Source organism: Paenibacillus sp. FSL R7-0128 (assembly GCF_038002245.1).
Lineage (GTDB): Bacteria > Bacillota > Bacilli > Paenibacillales > Paenibacillaceae > Paenibacillus_AQ > Paenibacillus_AQ silagei.
Window position 1 is genome coordinate 7,475,597 of sequence record NZ_JBBOCD010000001.1, and the last position, 12,913, is coordinate 7,488,509.

General features: G+C 53.0%; 11 protein-coding genes. 5 read left to right on the forward strand and 6 right to left on the reverse strand.

From position 1 onward, the window contains the following. The first annotated feature begins 182 nt into the window (after positions 1–182). Positions 183–698 carry a translation initiation factor IF-3 gene (infC, locus tag NST26_RS32015; RefSeq protein ID WP_340957217.1) on the forward strand — a complete coding sequence of 172 codons (516 nt, stop codon included), beginning with the start codon at positions 183–185 and terminating at the stop codon, positions 696–698. Positions 699–1,093: 395 nt separating this feature from the next. Here the strand turns inward: infC and NST26_RS32020 are convergent, their stop codons facing one another. The 4 genes from NST26_RS32020 to NST26_RS32035 all read right to left on the reverse strand — a co-directional run bounded on the left by NST26_RS32020 (position 1,094) and on the right by NST26_RS32035 (position 5,570). After that, positions 1,094–1,675 carry a GNAT family N-acetyltransferase gene (locus NST26_RS32020; RefSeq protein ID WP_340957214.1) on the reverse strand — a complete coding sequence of 194 codons (582 nt, stop codon included), beginning with the start codon at positions 1,673–1,675 and terminating at the stop codon, positions 1,094–1,096. A gap of 81 nt (positions 1,676–1,756) precedes the next feature. Continuing rightward, complete coding sequence (locus NST26_RS32025; protein WP_340957212.1) at positions 1,757–3,463, reverse strand: ABC transporter ATP-binding protein; 1,707 nt, start codon at positions 3,461–3,463, stop codon at positions 1,757–1,759. 326 nt (positions 3,464–3,789) lie between these two features. Then, complete coding sequence (locus tag NST26_RS32030) at positions 3,790–4,245, reverse strand: tetratricopeptide repeat protein (protein WP_340957209.1); 456 nt, start codon at positions 4,243–4,245, stop codon at positions 3,790–3,792. A gap of 86 nt (positions 4,246–4,331) precedes the next feature. Beyond that, a complete protein-coding gene (locus NST26_RS32035; RefSeq protein ID WP_340957206.1) occupies positions 4,332–5,570 on the reverse strand; it encodes an ATP-binding protein in 1,239 nt (412 codons plus the stop codon). A gap of 224 nt (positions 5,571–5,794) precedes the next feature. On the opposite strand from NST26_RS32035, the gene NST26_RS32040 reads away from it, so the two are divergent. Together NST26_RS32040 and NST26_RS32045 are read left to right on the forward strand one after the other, a co-directional pair. Further along, on the forward strand, positions 5,795–6,592 hold the full coding sequence (locus NST26_RS32040; RefSeq protein ID WP_036722844.1) for an AIM24 family protein: 798 nt from the start codon (positions 5,795–5,797) through the stop codon (positions 6,590–6,592). Positions 6,593–6,649: 57 nt separating this feature from the next. Next, positions 6,650–8,155, forward strand: coding sequence for a GNAT family N-acetyltransferase (locus NST26_RS32045; RefSeq protein WP_339252290.1), 1,506 nt, complete (start codon positions 6,650–6,652; stop codon positions 8,153–8,155). Positions 8,156–8,254: 99 nt separating this feature from the next. Here the strand turns inward: NST26_RS32045 and NST26_RS32050 are convergent, their stop codons facing one another. After that, the gene (locus NST26_RS32050; RefSeq protein ID WP_036722845.1) at positions 8,255–8,539 is read right to left on the reverse strand and encodes an alpha/beta-type small acid-soluble spore protein; all 285 of its coding nucleotides are present in this window, start codon (positions 8,537–8,539) and stop codon (positions 8,255–8,257) included. Positions 8,540–8,611: 72 nt separating this feature from the next. Next, a complete protein-coding gene (gene hprK, locus NST26_RS32055; RefSeq protein WP_076080767.1) occupies positions 8,612–9,529 on the reverse strand; it encodes an HPr(Ser) kinase/phosphatase in 918 nt (305 codons plus the stop codon). Positions 9,530–9,677: 148 nt separating this feature from the next. Between hprK and NST26_RS32060 the strand changes: the two genes are divergently transcribed. Then, positions 9,678–11,339, forward strand: a complete 1,662-nt coding sequence (locus NST26_RS32060; RefSeq protein ID WP_209868824.1) for a histidine kinase N-terminal 7TM domain-containing diguanylate cyclase — start codon at positions 9,678–9,680, stop codon at positions 11,337–11,339. A 167-nt stretch (positions 11,340–11,506) separates the two neighbouring features. After that, positions 11,507–12,910, forward strand: a complete 1,404-nt coding sequence (locus NST26_RS32065) for an S-layer homology domain-containing protein (RefSeq protein ID WP_339252296.1) — start codon at positions 11,507–11,509, stop codon at positions 12,908–12,910. The last annotated feature ends 3 nt before the right edge of the window (positions 12,911–12,913 follow it).

Genomic DNA, 12,913 nt, shown 5'->3' on the forward strand with positions numbered 1-12,913 from the left:
GAAAATATAGTACTGCCAGTGATTCCATGCTGAAAAACCTGCGTCCACTGAGTATAACCGCTTTGCACAACCGTCTCAACCTGCCGGCCTGACGGCTGCGAGCATCCGGCAGCCGTTATTGAAGCCCTGCCCGCTTCCATATATGATAGCTATATCATATCCACAAAGGGAGGATCATTACCGTGGCCGTACTGATGAATGAACAGATTAAGGCAGCCGAGGTGGAGCTGACCGGGCTGAAGGGCGAGAAGCTCGGCACCGTATCCAGAAGCGAGGCGCTGTCCAAGGCCAGAGCCGCAGGGGCCGACCTGGTCTGCACCTCGCTGATGAGCAGCCCGCCGCCCTGCAGCCTGGTCGCCAAGGGCACAGGCAAGGCGGCTGCACAAGCGGCCCGCAAGAGCGATACCAGCCGCCCGCAACAAGGCGGCGGAAGCAGCCGGGAGAAGGTGAAGGAGCTGCGCTTCACCGCCCATATTGAAGAGCATGACTACGACACGAAGCTGCGTCAGGCGGACAAGCATCTGCGCTCCGGCAAGCCGGTGCAGCTCGTCGTGAAGTCCTCCGGCGCCAAGGAGGCCGCCGCTGCGAAGGCAGTGCTGGAGCGGCTCGTGGCCGATCTGAAGGAAGCCGGAACCAAGGTCTCCGGCCTACAGACCAGCGGCAAAGGCGCACAGGTTAGAGTAAATCCGCATACGTAAGTTGTCTTATCAGGGCTCATTGCACTTTGTACATTAGCTGACCCCGAAATGGGTCTAAAGATTGATTCTGTTGTACTCTGTACAGCAAAATCGGGAAAAATCAGGGCTTACGGGCAGAATTCACGAAATCCATTGTATAAAATACAACAGACGATCATTTAGCTTAGCAAATTGCGAATTCTATTGCAGAAAATACAATCAGTCTACAAAACTGCTACAATGCCGCATATAGCAACGGTCGGAGTCCTGCCCATACCTAACAGGTGCCATCCTAAAAGGACGGCACCTGTTATTACAATACGGCTAACAAAGCCGTAACCTCTGCTCTAATTGCTAATCTAATCCTCAAATCTCTAACCTCTTATCGCCCACCCATCCGCTCCCTTAGCATATGGTCATTTCCCGCCTTTAAACCGCTCCACAAACCACTCCTTCCTCAGCACATGCAGCAGCTCCCCATTGCAATCCTCATAATCGCCGGTCAATCCGGTCAGCTCCTGCTTCACCCGGAAGCCCAGCTTCCGGAGCACCCCGAGCGACGCGGTGTTGCGCGGATCTGCCTTGGCATATAATTGCTCCAGTCCGATCACACCGAAGGCATAGTCCGCCATCGCCGCAGCAGCTTCGGTAGCATAACCCCGGCCCCAGTGTTCGCGCCCGATTAGATAATACAGCTCCGCATCCGGCGCCATAAACTCCAGCACGCCGGTCCCGCACCAGCCGATCAGCCGGCCTGTGGCCTTATCGCAGACGGCGAACGAATATTTGAACGGCAGCTCGAACGGTGTATGATAGCTGAACATCAGCCAGCGGAACATCCCCTCATACTCATGCATGGACATGACCTCCATATGCATGAAGGCCAGCACCTCCGGGTTCTGCATCAGCTCGAACGAAGCCATAAGATCACTTTCCATATAGGGACGGATGATTAACCGCTCCGTTTCGAGCCTCATCCTGGACAGTACCGGATTCATAATACGCTTACCCTCACCTTCAAGTTCTATCTGCCCCCAGCATAGTTCAGGCACAGGATCGTCCACAAGGTAAAAGATAGTTTAATCCGTTTGCCCCCTGCCGTTATTCCACAGCGTACGGAAGGACGGGCAGTCCCGGATCAGGGAATCGAAATCCCCTTCCCCCGCCAGTCTGCCTTGCTCCATGACCAGAATCTGGTCCACGCCGCTGATGAAATTCAGCCGGTGCGCGATAATAATGACCGTCTTATGCCTGAACTCCGCGAACACCGTCTCCATCAGGCTGCGCTCCGTAATATTATCCAGGGCCGATACCGGCTCATCGAGGATGATCAGATTCCGCTTTTGCAGGATTGCCCGGGCAAAAGCCAGACGCTGCCGCTCCCCGCCCGACAGCTTCAGCCCGCGCTCCCCAACCCGTGTCTCCAGCTTCTCCGGCAGCTCCAGTACCTTCTCCCTCAGATGAACCTTGTCCAGCACTGCATACAGCTCCTCATCCGGGACCTGCTGCTCAAACACCATGTTGCCCCGGATAGTGGTGTCGAAGATCGGACTGTCCTGCGACAGATATGAGATGTGATCATAGTAGCTGTCCAGACTCAGCTCATCAATATCCGTGCCGTCTACCAGCAGCTGTCCGCCGCTTTTTTTGAGCAGGCCCGTAATCAGCTTAATGACTGTTGACTTCCCGCTGCCGCTTAAGCCCACCAGGGCAACCGAGGTTCCGGGCGCGACTGAGAAGGACAGCCGGTCCAGCACCTGCACCTCTCCATAGCTGAACGATACCTCCTTGAATTCGATGCTGCCTTGTAGCTGCGCAAGCGCCTTGCCCTGCTCCAGATTCCGGTCCTCGGGGGCATTCAGGAATGCCTCGAACCGCTGATAGGTCACCCTGTTCAGCTTATAGCCGACGAATAATACGTTGAAGATGGCGATTGGCGTATAGATTTTCTCAATGAACATGAACAGCGCGACCATGACCCCGATAGAAGCCTGCCCGGAGACCACATTCTTCACGCCGTACAACAGCACAATCACCTTAATGACCGTAATGAATAATTCGAATAAAGCGAAGAAGGATTCATGAATCATCTGCAGCTTCGCGCTCTGCCTGATAATCTGCTGTGCCGCCTTGTTCAGTCTGCCGATCTCCTGCGCGTACTTCTTGTTGGTGCGGAAGACGACCAGCTCCATGAAGCCGCGGACCCCATACCGGGACATAGCCTCCTGCTGCATAAGCACCGATTCCTTGATCCGGTAGAGAACTTTGAGCAGAACATTCGTTAACCCGAAGATGGCCACGTACCCGCCCGCAATTACCAGCATGATCCTGAGGTCATAGTAGCTGATGAATAGCAGGCTGAAGAGAATAGTGGGCAGCAGCTCATGCAGCGTCTTCAGGATAAAAGAAAACAGAATGCTGTTCCCGGCCGCCGCGCCGTTCTCAATCACCTTGATCATCTGGCCTGTGCCCATGTTCTGATAGGCGGAATAATCCATTCTGGAAATTTTGGACAAGGCCATAATCTTTAGTCTTTCCGTGATGCTGTTCGATAGATACTCGCTGGGATATTCATCCGCATAATTCAGCAGGACATTCAGGCCGAGCAGCATCCCGTAGAAGACAACCCCGTAGAGGATTTCACGGAAGCCCGTTCCCGCCACCGCCTGATCCAGAATCCGCTGAAAGACAACAATACCCAGGCTGCTTAAGAGCTGAATGGCGAAGCCGAGACCTATATACAGAGCGGCCCACCCTCTGAGGTGGACAAGACATTTTTTTAACATGATCACAATCTCCAATCTTATTCATAAGAGTATGGCAAAAAAGCCGGGAACTCTCCTCGGCACTCCGCACCATAGACTCCTGCCTCAGCAGTGTAGTCTTCAAGCGGAATAACTCAGTGTCCCGGCTCACAAAGAATGACCTTCCAGGCACCGTTCAAGAATCCAGTTAGCTGTGACCAAGAGGACAGACCTCCCCCTTGGTGGCTGGTACGCGTTCTACCCAGCCCGATAACTAGTTCCTTGCGACGGTACGGAATGGCATCCATTTCACCTCTTTGATAAGATTGACTTTCATTGTATGCCTCGGCCAGACCGGCCGTCAAGCCCTAGTGCTTAGTCTCTTTTGCCGCATCCGAACTGGCATCTGGAGCGGAATCCGCTTCGGCAGCTTCTTCTGCATCCTCGCTCTCCTCGTCCGCAGCGGCCAGCGCCGCCTTCTCACTGCGGCTCCATTCCAGGAATTCGATGGTATCCTGATCCTCAGGGTCCAGCTTATTTGCCTTCTTGAACGCCTTGATTGCCTGATCGTACTCGTCCAGATAATAGTGGGCGTAGCCGACGCGGAAATGCCACAGCGGGTCTTTTTTACCCTGATCTGCCGCTTTGTTGAACCATTTAAGCGCTTCCCGGTAGCGGCCCAGATTGTTGAGCGCCCGGCCCAGATGTACCGCCAGCTCTTCATCGATCAGCGGTGTCGGCACCTCTTTGATGCGGGATACGATTTCTTCATATTCGTCCGCCTCATGCCAAGCGTTCAATTGCGCGATTAATTCTTCTCTCATTACCCATAGCCTCCCGGTTAATAGTTCCAAGTTCTCTTAGAGATACTTTATCATTTTCACACCAAGTTTCCCACTGTTGCCGTGCGCTAGGCCGGGATAATGATCCGGAAGACCGTTCCCTTGCCCTTCTCGCTGGTAACCTCAATACGGCCCTTGAGCTTGTTAATCGTGTTATAGGCCATGACCATTCCGAGCCCTGTCCCGTCTGCCTTGGTGGAGTAATACGGCTTGCCCAGGCGCGAGATCTCATCCTTGGTCATTCCGACACCGGTGTCGCGGATGGTAATGATAATATTCTGTCCGCTCGCGAAGACAGCAATAGACAGGACCGCATCGTCCACCCCATCCATCGCTTCAATCGCATTCTTGTACAGATTAATCAGGCATTGCTGCATCTCATTACTGTCATAATGGGTGCTAAGCGGGTTGTTGAAGCTGAATTCAACCGCAACCTTGTGGATCGTGGCATACGGCAGGATCACATTCTTGGTGTACTCACATTCAGCCTTCAGGTTGGAGTAGACCCGGCTCTCCGACTGCGGCTTGGCAAAAGACAGATAATCGCTGATAATCTTCTCCGCCCGGTTCAGCTCCAGCAGTGACAGCTCAACATACCCCTTCTCCTCCGGGGAGAGGTTCTTGGAGAGATTCAGCAGCTGCAGGAAGCCGCTGGTCACGGTTAACGGATTGCGCATCTCATGGGAGACACTGGCCGCCAGCTCACTGACCACATTCAGCCGCTCCGACTGCATAATCCGCTCACGGTTCCTGAGATTCGCCAGGATCTGCTCCAGCAGGATCATTAGGATCGCCATGACCACCGCATGCGTAGTTAAGGCATAGAAGGCAAGCGTCCAGAACTGGGTATCCAGCTTATCCATGATCTGGCCCAGAATGATCAGATAACAGCCCATCGTCAGGACCGCGATGGAGGTAGCCCACAAGATCCGTCCCTTGGGCTTAGAACGGAGAAATCTGGCGCTTATGGAAGGAACCAGAATGAGGACTGCTGTCGAAAAAAGCAAAGATTGGACGGTTCCCTCACCGCCTATGTAGAAACGGTACACATTCAGAATCACATATAAGGGCAGGGTATGTTTGTACCCTCCATACAAGGCCGCAATCACAAACGGAACATACCGCAAGTCAAAGATGAACCCGGTCTCCAGCCGGATCGGCTTGGCGATACACAGGATCATGGTGGCGGCGATGAGCAGTACAAGAATCTTATGATTGTAGGCGTGGGGCCTGTTCTCGAAGAAAATCAGAAATATCAGCACCGGAAACAGCATAAACAAAAAATTGAGCAGCAGCGTCTCAAACAAGGCTAACTTCCTTTCGGTTCTAATGCTGGTGTCAAGAGATACGTTTGTATTCTGAGCACTATACTTAGAACATTACGCTAACCTGATATTAGAAGTAAAGGAATTATTGTATGCGTTTTTTCTCCCGGAATTCAAGGAACCCCGCGAGAAGTGTCGAATACGTATGCTTTGAAGGCATGATGCACAGCATTGCATAACTACAGCAACCGAAGGAGCGGGTATCGATGGCTTTTACCATTAATAATCTGAAGGACAATTCCAACGTAATCATTAAAGAGCAGCTAGGCGGCTTCAGCATCATCGAATACAAAGAGGATCTCAGCACCACTACCCGGTATGAAGCAGAGACCAACTTCTTCATGAGTAAGAGCAATATGCGCAACAAGCAGCTGATGATTGAGCTGAATAACAATGAGGTGATGCTGAGCGCCGGAGCCATGCAGTATATGATCGGCAATATCGAGATGACCTCCGGCATCAAAGGCGTAGGAGGACTGATGCGTAATATGCTGTCCGGGGCGGCAACCGGAACCAGTGCCGTCAAACCGCTCTACAAGGGAACCGGAACCATCCTGCTGGAGACCACCTACAAATACCTCTGGCTGATTGATGTGGACAACGACCATATCGTAATCGATGACGGCATGTTCCTGGCTTGTGAGACTACGCTCGACATCTCCGTTGCGGCACGCAAAAACATCTCCTCTGCCGTCCTCGGCGGTGAAGGGCTGTTCAACCTGAGCGCGCGCGGCAAAGGGATTCTTGCCCTCGAAGCTCCCATTCCTTCAGAGGAAGCTGTCGTGGTCGAGCTGCAGAATGATGTGCTGAAGGTGGACGGGAACTTCGCTCTCATGTGGTCCAACTCTCTGGACTTCACGGTCGAGAAGTCAGGCAAGACCCGTCTGGGCTCCGCCGCCTCAGGCGAAGGCCTGGTCAACGTGTACCGGGGAACCGGCATGGTCTGGCTGGCCCCGCTCATGAATTACAGAAACAGCCTGCTTCAGGGCACGCCTACTTCATAATGATGCTGGGGTATCGTCCCACCCGCATGAACCCAATCGAAAGGAGGCCCTGTCTTTATGTCCATTCAAGCTGTGCTGTTTGATTTCGATGGAACTCTGGCAGACACCCTGCCGTTATCCTTTCGTGCCTTCCAGGCTGTATTTAAGCAATACGACCAGAGAGAGGTCACCCGCGATGAGCTTGTCGCGATGTTCGGTCCCACCGAGGAAGGCATCATCGGCGGAAATTTCACAAATCCGGCTTCGGTTCCACAAGCAATAGAGGATTATTATTCAATATATAAGCAGGGGCATTTCGAAGAATTCCAGAATAATGAGCACATCCTTGGATTACTTCAAGCCTTGAAGGCTCAGGGAATGAAGCTTGGAGTCATTACCGGTAAAAGCAGACGGGCCTATCACATATCGGCCGGAGCGCTGGATCTGGAGCGTTTCTTCGATATCTCGATTACCGGCGATGATGTGGCGAAGCCAAAACCTGATCCCGAAGGTATACATTCGGCATTGCGAACACTGGGCATTGAACCCTCCCAGGCCATATTCGTAGGGGACAGCAATGCGGATATTCTCGCAGGCAAGGCTGCCGGAATGCAGACCTACGCTGTCCGCTGGCTGCCCACCTTCCAAAGTCAGGCCTATGATCTTGCGCCGGACGGCATTCTGGAGAATGTTGCGGAGTTCCAGCGGCTTCTCCAATTGAATAACATTATACCAATGACCTACCATTCCAAGCAGCAGGCAGCGGACATTAAAGCGTTGGAGCAGCAGTGCAGCCAGGCCGATTCTATCCAATTAAGCTCAGACCTGGAGCATCTCGTCAAGGAAGACGGCGACCATGCCCTGCTCTGCTACCGCGAGGATCAGCTCATTGGCCTGCTTAGCTGGTTCTCTGCGGACAGTGATTATGCGCAGATCAATGCCATGGTCCATCCGGATTACCGCCGGCAAGGTGTGTTCCGCAGCCTTGTGAAACGTGCCAGAGCAGACATTGAGCCTCTTGGCGTACAGCGGCTCAGCTACAAAATTCCCGCCGGCTCGCAAACAGGACTATTGGCGGCGCAGGCCCTGGGCGGGGATTTTGACCGGTCAGAATACGCCATGTCCTACGCCGGTATGAATTCCGCCAGCCCGCTTCCTTCAGAGCTAATCCTGCTTCCCGCTGCGCCAGAGGATTTCGAATTCATGGTCTCCTGTTCCTCCCAGGCCTTCGGAGAACCGGAAGACGATACGCGCAAGTACTTCACACAGACGGATGAGCCAGAGCGGATAACGTATATCGCTTGGACAGGGAGTGAACGAATCGGCCTGATCCGGGTCAACTATATCAATGAGGATACGGCTTTTATTCATAATTTCTGTATCCTGCCTTCCCATCAGGGGAAGGGGGCTGGCGAAAAGGTACTAAGACAGACCGTCGGTATCCTGTCGCAGAAGCCCTACCCGGTTATTCGCCTAAGTGTTGTCACCGGGAATGTCCGGGCGCTGAATCTCTATCTCCGTGCCGGATTTAAGATTAATTCAGAGTATAAATATTACAGCGGCAGCCTGTACCTTGAACCGTAATTGCAGCTTTAACTACAGTCAGCACATGCCAAAAAAGATCCTCTTTCTGATTAAGAAAGGGGATCTTTTGCACGCGGGCACACATATCTTATATCGCATCTATGACTTCTGCTTACCCGCCAGCTGCTCCTGTGCCAGACGCACCATCTCACGAACCATGGAGCCTCCGATGCGGCCGCCAATCTGTCCCGCCGACTCAGTCGTCAGCTTGCCGTTATTTCCGGCCTGCAGCGGAATGCCCAGTTCCTTCGCCACCTCGTATTTCACATCGTCCGGGTGATTCGGATCTACATGATATCCTTCCTGCCTCATAACCTCCGCTTTGAACGTCTGCATTCCCTGGGCGGAACCTGGTACAGCATATTTTCTGCTTCTTCTCGCCATTTAAGGACACACTCCCTTGCTGTCTTTCCCCTAAGTTGCCCAGGAGTGTGGACCTTCATTCCCTGTCGTCCTTTAAGACTGCATCCCGTCCTCAATCCGCTGCATGAATTCTTCCACCGCGCTGTAGCCCAGCTGCTTGAGATACCAGTTGTTCGCAGCCGCTTCAATCAGACCGGCTACATCGCGACCCGGCTGAAGCTGGACCTCGATATGCGGGATTTGCACCCCGAGATATTCGGTGAACTGGGGCACCAGCTCCAGCTCATTGTTGAGCGAATTCTCCTGCCAGGGGGCAAGCTCGATATCGAGCACGATCCGCGTCTCATCCTGGAACGCCCGCCGCCCATACTGCCGTACGACGTTGATCAGGCCGATGCTGCGCAGGGCCAGGAATTCACGTGTGGTCTCATTATGGGTCCCGAGGAGAGTCGCCGGACCCAGCTTCTTCAGCACCACAATATCATCAGCCACGAAGCGGTGGCCCCTGCGGATCAGCGTATGCGCCGTCTCGCTCTTGCCGATCCCCGACTTGCCCCGCAGCAGAATTCCTATTCCCGATACGTTAACGCATACCCCGTGGATAGACAGTTCGGGCGCCAGCGTCTTCACCAGGAAGCTGTCCAGCTTGGCGATGAACTCGGTGGTCACCTCCGGCGTCCGCAGCAGCGGAATGCCTTCCTGGTCACAGAACAGCGTCAGGTAAGGAATCTCCTGCTGACCGCTGGTCACGATGAAGCAGGGCGGATGGTATTTGACGATGTTGCCGATATGCAGCATACGCTCCTCTACACTCAGCGTTAACAGGTAGTTGATCTCTTTACGTCCAAGGACCTGCACCCGCTCCATCGGAAAAAAATCAAAATAACCGACAAACTCCAGACCCGGTCTGTGCGTCCTTGGACGGGTGATGTTCCGGTCCATCCGGCCCGCTCCGGCGAGCACCTCCAGATGGAATTTCTCTACAAGACTCTGCACGCTGATAGATTTCATGTGATCCCCTCCCAATCCAATATTTTCCGATAGATTTATCTAAAAATCTTGTAATCTGCACACGCTAATTATATATTAAAAACAATATATAAGACCTAAGACCCACAAAAATCTATAAATACTATTAAAATCAAGAAGGTGTAACATATTGGCCTTAGCCTCTTGGATTGACCTGATTATGTGCTTCCTTCTGTTCCTGCTGCTCATCTATATCGTGGCTACGGTCACCATTACCAAGCTGCACAAGGTCTATTTAGGGTTCCATTTCTCCATGCTGATCTGGCCCTACTGCCAGTTTGCCATAAGAACCGTGGATGATCCTCTCTATCAGCTCTTTTATGTGAAGCTTGCCTTCGTGGATGCTTCTCTGCTGGGCCTGGGCTGGATCTTCTTCACGATTTTGCTTGCGGGACAATCCCAGTTCCTTAACAGAAAAATAGTGTCCGCGCTGGTGATCCCTGCAGTACTGACCTCCCTTGGAGTGGTGCTCAATCCTTATGGATGGTTCGTCCGTCCGGTGAACGGAGGGTATGTGGAGCGCATCTACGGACCTATTTTCTGGATCAGCATGACCTTTCTTGTCATTAACGCCCTCGTGTCCATGTACGTCATCTACGTGGCTCTGACCTCTAATCAGGCTGCACGGGTCAAGAATCAGGTTATGTATATGCTCAAAGGCATTACAGCCCTATGCGTCTTCCTTATGATCGATGTGCTTCTCAATGTCATTCTGGATGACTATCTGCCGGTAATTCCGGGCTTCACTTCGCTGGGTATCGTGGTGTCGGCTACGTTCTTTGTGATTACGATCCACCAGGACAAAGTATTCGATATCGTAACTATCGCCCATCAGGATATTATCAATACCATGGAATACGGAATTCTCGTGCTGGATGACCAGGAGCAAGTGGTAGAGATCAATCATGCCCTGCATCCCTATATCCCGCTTGTGACGGGTGCGGCGTTCAACATGAGCAGCTATCTGCCGGATGACCCTGCCATGAAGATCGAGTCCTTCCTTGAGAAATACCATGAGCATCCGCTGGAGACGGCCGAGCTGGAAATTCTGCATCCCCTTATCCAAATGGTTGTCAGTATTCATGCAGCACCCATTATGGTGAGCGGCAGCCGGGTCGGACGGATTGTCACCTTCCAGAATGTTACCGAGATCCGGCGGCTCATCGATGAGACGAACCAGCAGAATGCCATCCTGAAGGAACGCAACGACTCGCTGGTGAAGGTACAGGAGGAGCTGTTCCAGACGAACGGCAAGCTGAGGAAGCTGGCGATCACCGACAGCCTGACCGGCTGCTACAACAGGCATTATCTGATGCAGCAATTGGAGCAGGAGGCGCTGCGGGTCAGCGACACCCGGACACCTTCGACTATTATACTGATCGACATCGATTTTTTCAAAAAAATCAACGACCAGCACGGCCATCTGGCCGGAGATATGGTCCTGTGCAACACAGTGGAGCTGCTGCAGCGCAGCCTGAGGCCCTCCGATATTCTGGCCCGCTACGGCGGAGAGGAATTCATTATCTATTTGCCGGATACGAATGGAGCCGAGGCGCGCCGTCTGGCCAAGCAGCTGAAATCCGAAGTTGAGCACAATACCATCCACATCGATTATATCGATGAGCCTGTGTCCATCACCATCAGCATGGGACTGCTCAGCATCGCTGAATTCAAGATCCCGCCTGCCATCGAGGCGAACACCTACTTGAACGACCTGTTCAAGTCTGCCGACAAAGCCCTGTACGCCGCCAAGCATCAGGGCCGGAATCAGATTGTTGCGGCGGAGGTATAATTGGATGTTATCTTATCCTTGTATCATGAGCACTAGCCGCATAGGCAGTGCTTTTTTTTGCGTTTATTTATGATTTTGATTATTTTATTTTTGCTGGAACCTTTTTGACTAAGCCGCCGTCTATGATCACAAATAAACCACAAACTACTCTTACGAGGTGACTGGACATGAAGAATACATTCAAGATGATAACCCTATCCGCAGCCGCCGCTCTGGCGCTCAGCTTCACCGGACAACAATTCGCCTCGGCCGCAGCCTTCAAGGATATCCATAACGTGCAGGACAAAGACAAGATTATTGCCCTTCAGAACAGCGGCCTGATCAAAGGCATTAGTACGGATCTGTTCGGCCCGAACCTCAGCATCACAGCAGCCCAGGGGGTGCAGATGATCGTGAGTGCGCTTGATCTGAATCTGGATACGATCCGGTTCGTGAAGGAGCCCCATGCTACCGACTATTTCAAGAATGCCAATGACTCTGCGTGGTATGCGCAGGCGCTGATTATTGCCGGTGTGCATGGTCTGGACCTGCCTGCCGATCTGAAGCCTGGTGAGAAGCTGACCCGCGAAGAATTCACCTACCAGCTCATTGATGCGATGGAGAACACGAACCGCCTGCCGATGATTAAACCGGTGGTAGCGGAGTACGCCGACCAGGATCAGGTGAAGGTGGAATACTCCGGTGCCCTGCAGCGTGCGCTGAATTACGGTGTCCTGAAGCTGGATGGCAGCGGCAAGCTTAATCCGAAACAGGAGATCACCCGTGCGGAAGCGGCAGTAGCCATCAGCAATGCGCTCGCTTATTTGAAGGCCCATCCAGCCCCTGCTGCTACGGATGAGGTCCTGACCGCAGAACAAGCTGTGCAGGTTATTAAAGAAGCAGTCGGTCCTGAAGCCGGCCTGCAGATCAAGATTGCTCCGGCGGCCAGCATGTCACGTGAAGCCTTCACGTATCTTTTAATCCATACCTTACAGACCAGCGGGCAACTGCCGATGATTAATGTCATTCCAGAAGACGTGAAGGACGGCGATCAGATCGACATCCTGAACTCGGGAGCTATCCAGACCGCCCTTGCCCTTGGCTTCGTGGAGCTGGATGCCGACGGGAACTTCAATCCGAAGGCGGCAATCACCCGCCCTGAGGCTGCTTCCATCGCCGGAAATGCCGTGAATTATCTGAAGGCCCATCCGGCACCCGGTGCTGTAAGCAAGACAATCACCGCAACCGAGGCCGTCCAGTTCATCAAGGACGCTGCCGGACCTGAGGCGAATCTGCAGATCAAAATCGATCCGAATATGAGCGTAACCCGCGAATCGTTCACGTATCTGCTCATTAACACGCTCCAGACCAACGGTCAACTGCCGATGATTAAGCTGATCCCGGTGGAGATCAAGGATAATGACAAGATCAATATCCAGAGCTCGGGAGCCATTCAGACCGCGCTTGCCCTCAAGATCGTGAAGCTGGATCAAGACGGAAGCTTCCGTCCCCAGGACGGCGTCACCAGCGCTGACGCCGCGGCAATGGTCAGCCAGGTGAAGGCTATCCTGAGCGGAAAGTCTGCGAAGTAAGCA

Bases quoted from the DNA above. Each gene is read 5' to 3' on its own strand.
- NST26_RS32025 (WP_340957212.1), bottom strand. From the start codon at position 3,463: ATGTTAAAAAAATGTCTTGTCCACCTCAGAGGGTGGGCCGCTCTGTAT.
- hprK (WP_076080767.1), bottom strand. From the start codon at position 9,529: ATGAAATCTATCAGCGTGCAGAGTCTTGTAGAGAAATTCCATCTGGAG.
- NST26_RS32065 (WP_339252296.1), top strand. From the start codon at position 11,507: ATGAAGAATACATTCAAGATGATAACCCTATCCGCAGCCGCCGCTCTG.
- NST26_RS32050 (WP_036722845.1), bottom strand. From the start codon at position 8,539: ATGGCGAGAAGAAGCAGAAAATATGCTGTACCAGGTTCCGCCCAGGGA.
- NST26_RS32040 (WP_036722844.1), top strand. From the start codon at position 5,795: ATGGCTTTTACCATTAATAATCTGAAGGACAATTCCAACGTAATCATT.
- NST26_RS32030 (WP_340957209.1), bottom strand. From the start codon at position 4,245: ATGAGAGAAGAATTAATCGCGCAATTGAACGCTTGGCATGAGGCGGAC.
- NST26_RS32045 (WP_339252290.1), top strand. From the start codon at position 6,650: ATGTCCATTCAAGCTGTGCTGTTTGATTTCGATGGAACTCTGGCAGAC.
- NST26_RS32020 (WP_340957214.1), bottom strand. From the start codon at position 1,675: ATGAATCCGGTACTGTCCAGGATGAGGCTCGAAACGGAGCGGTTAATC.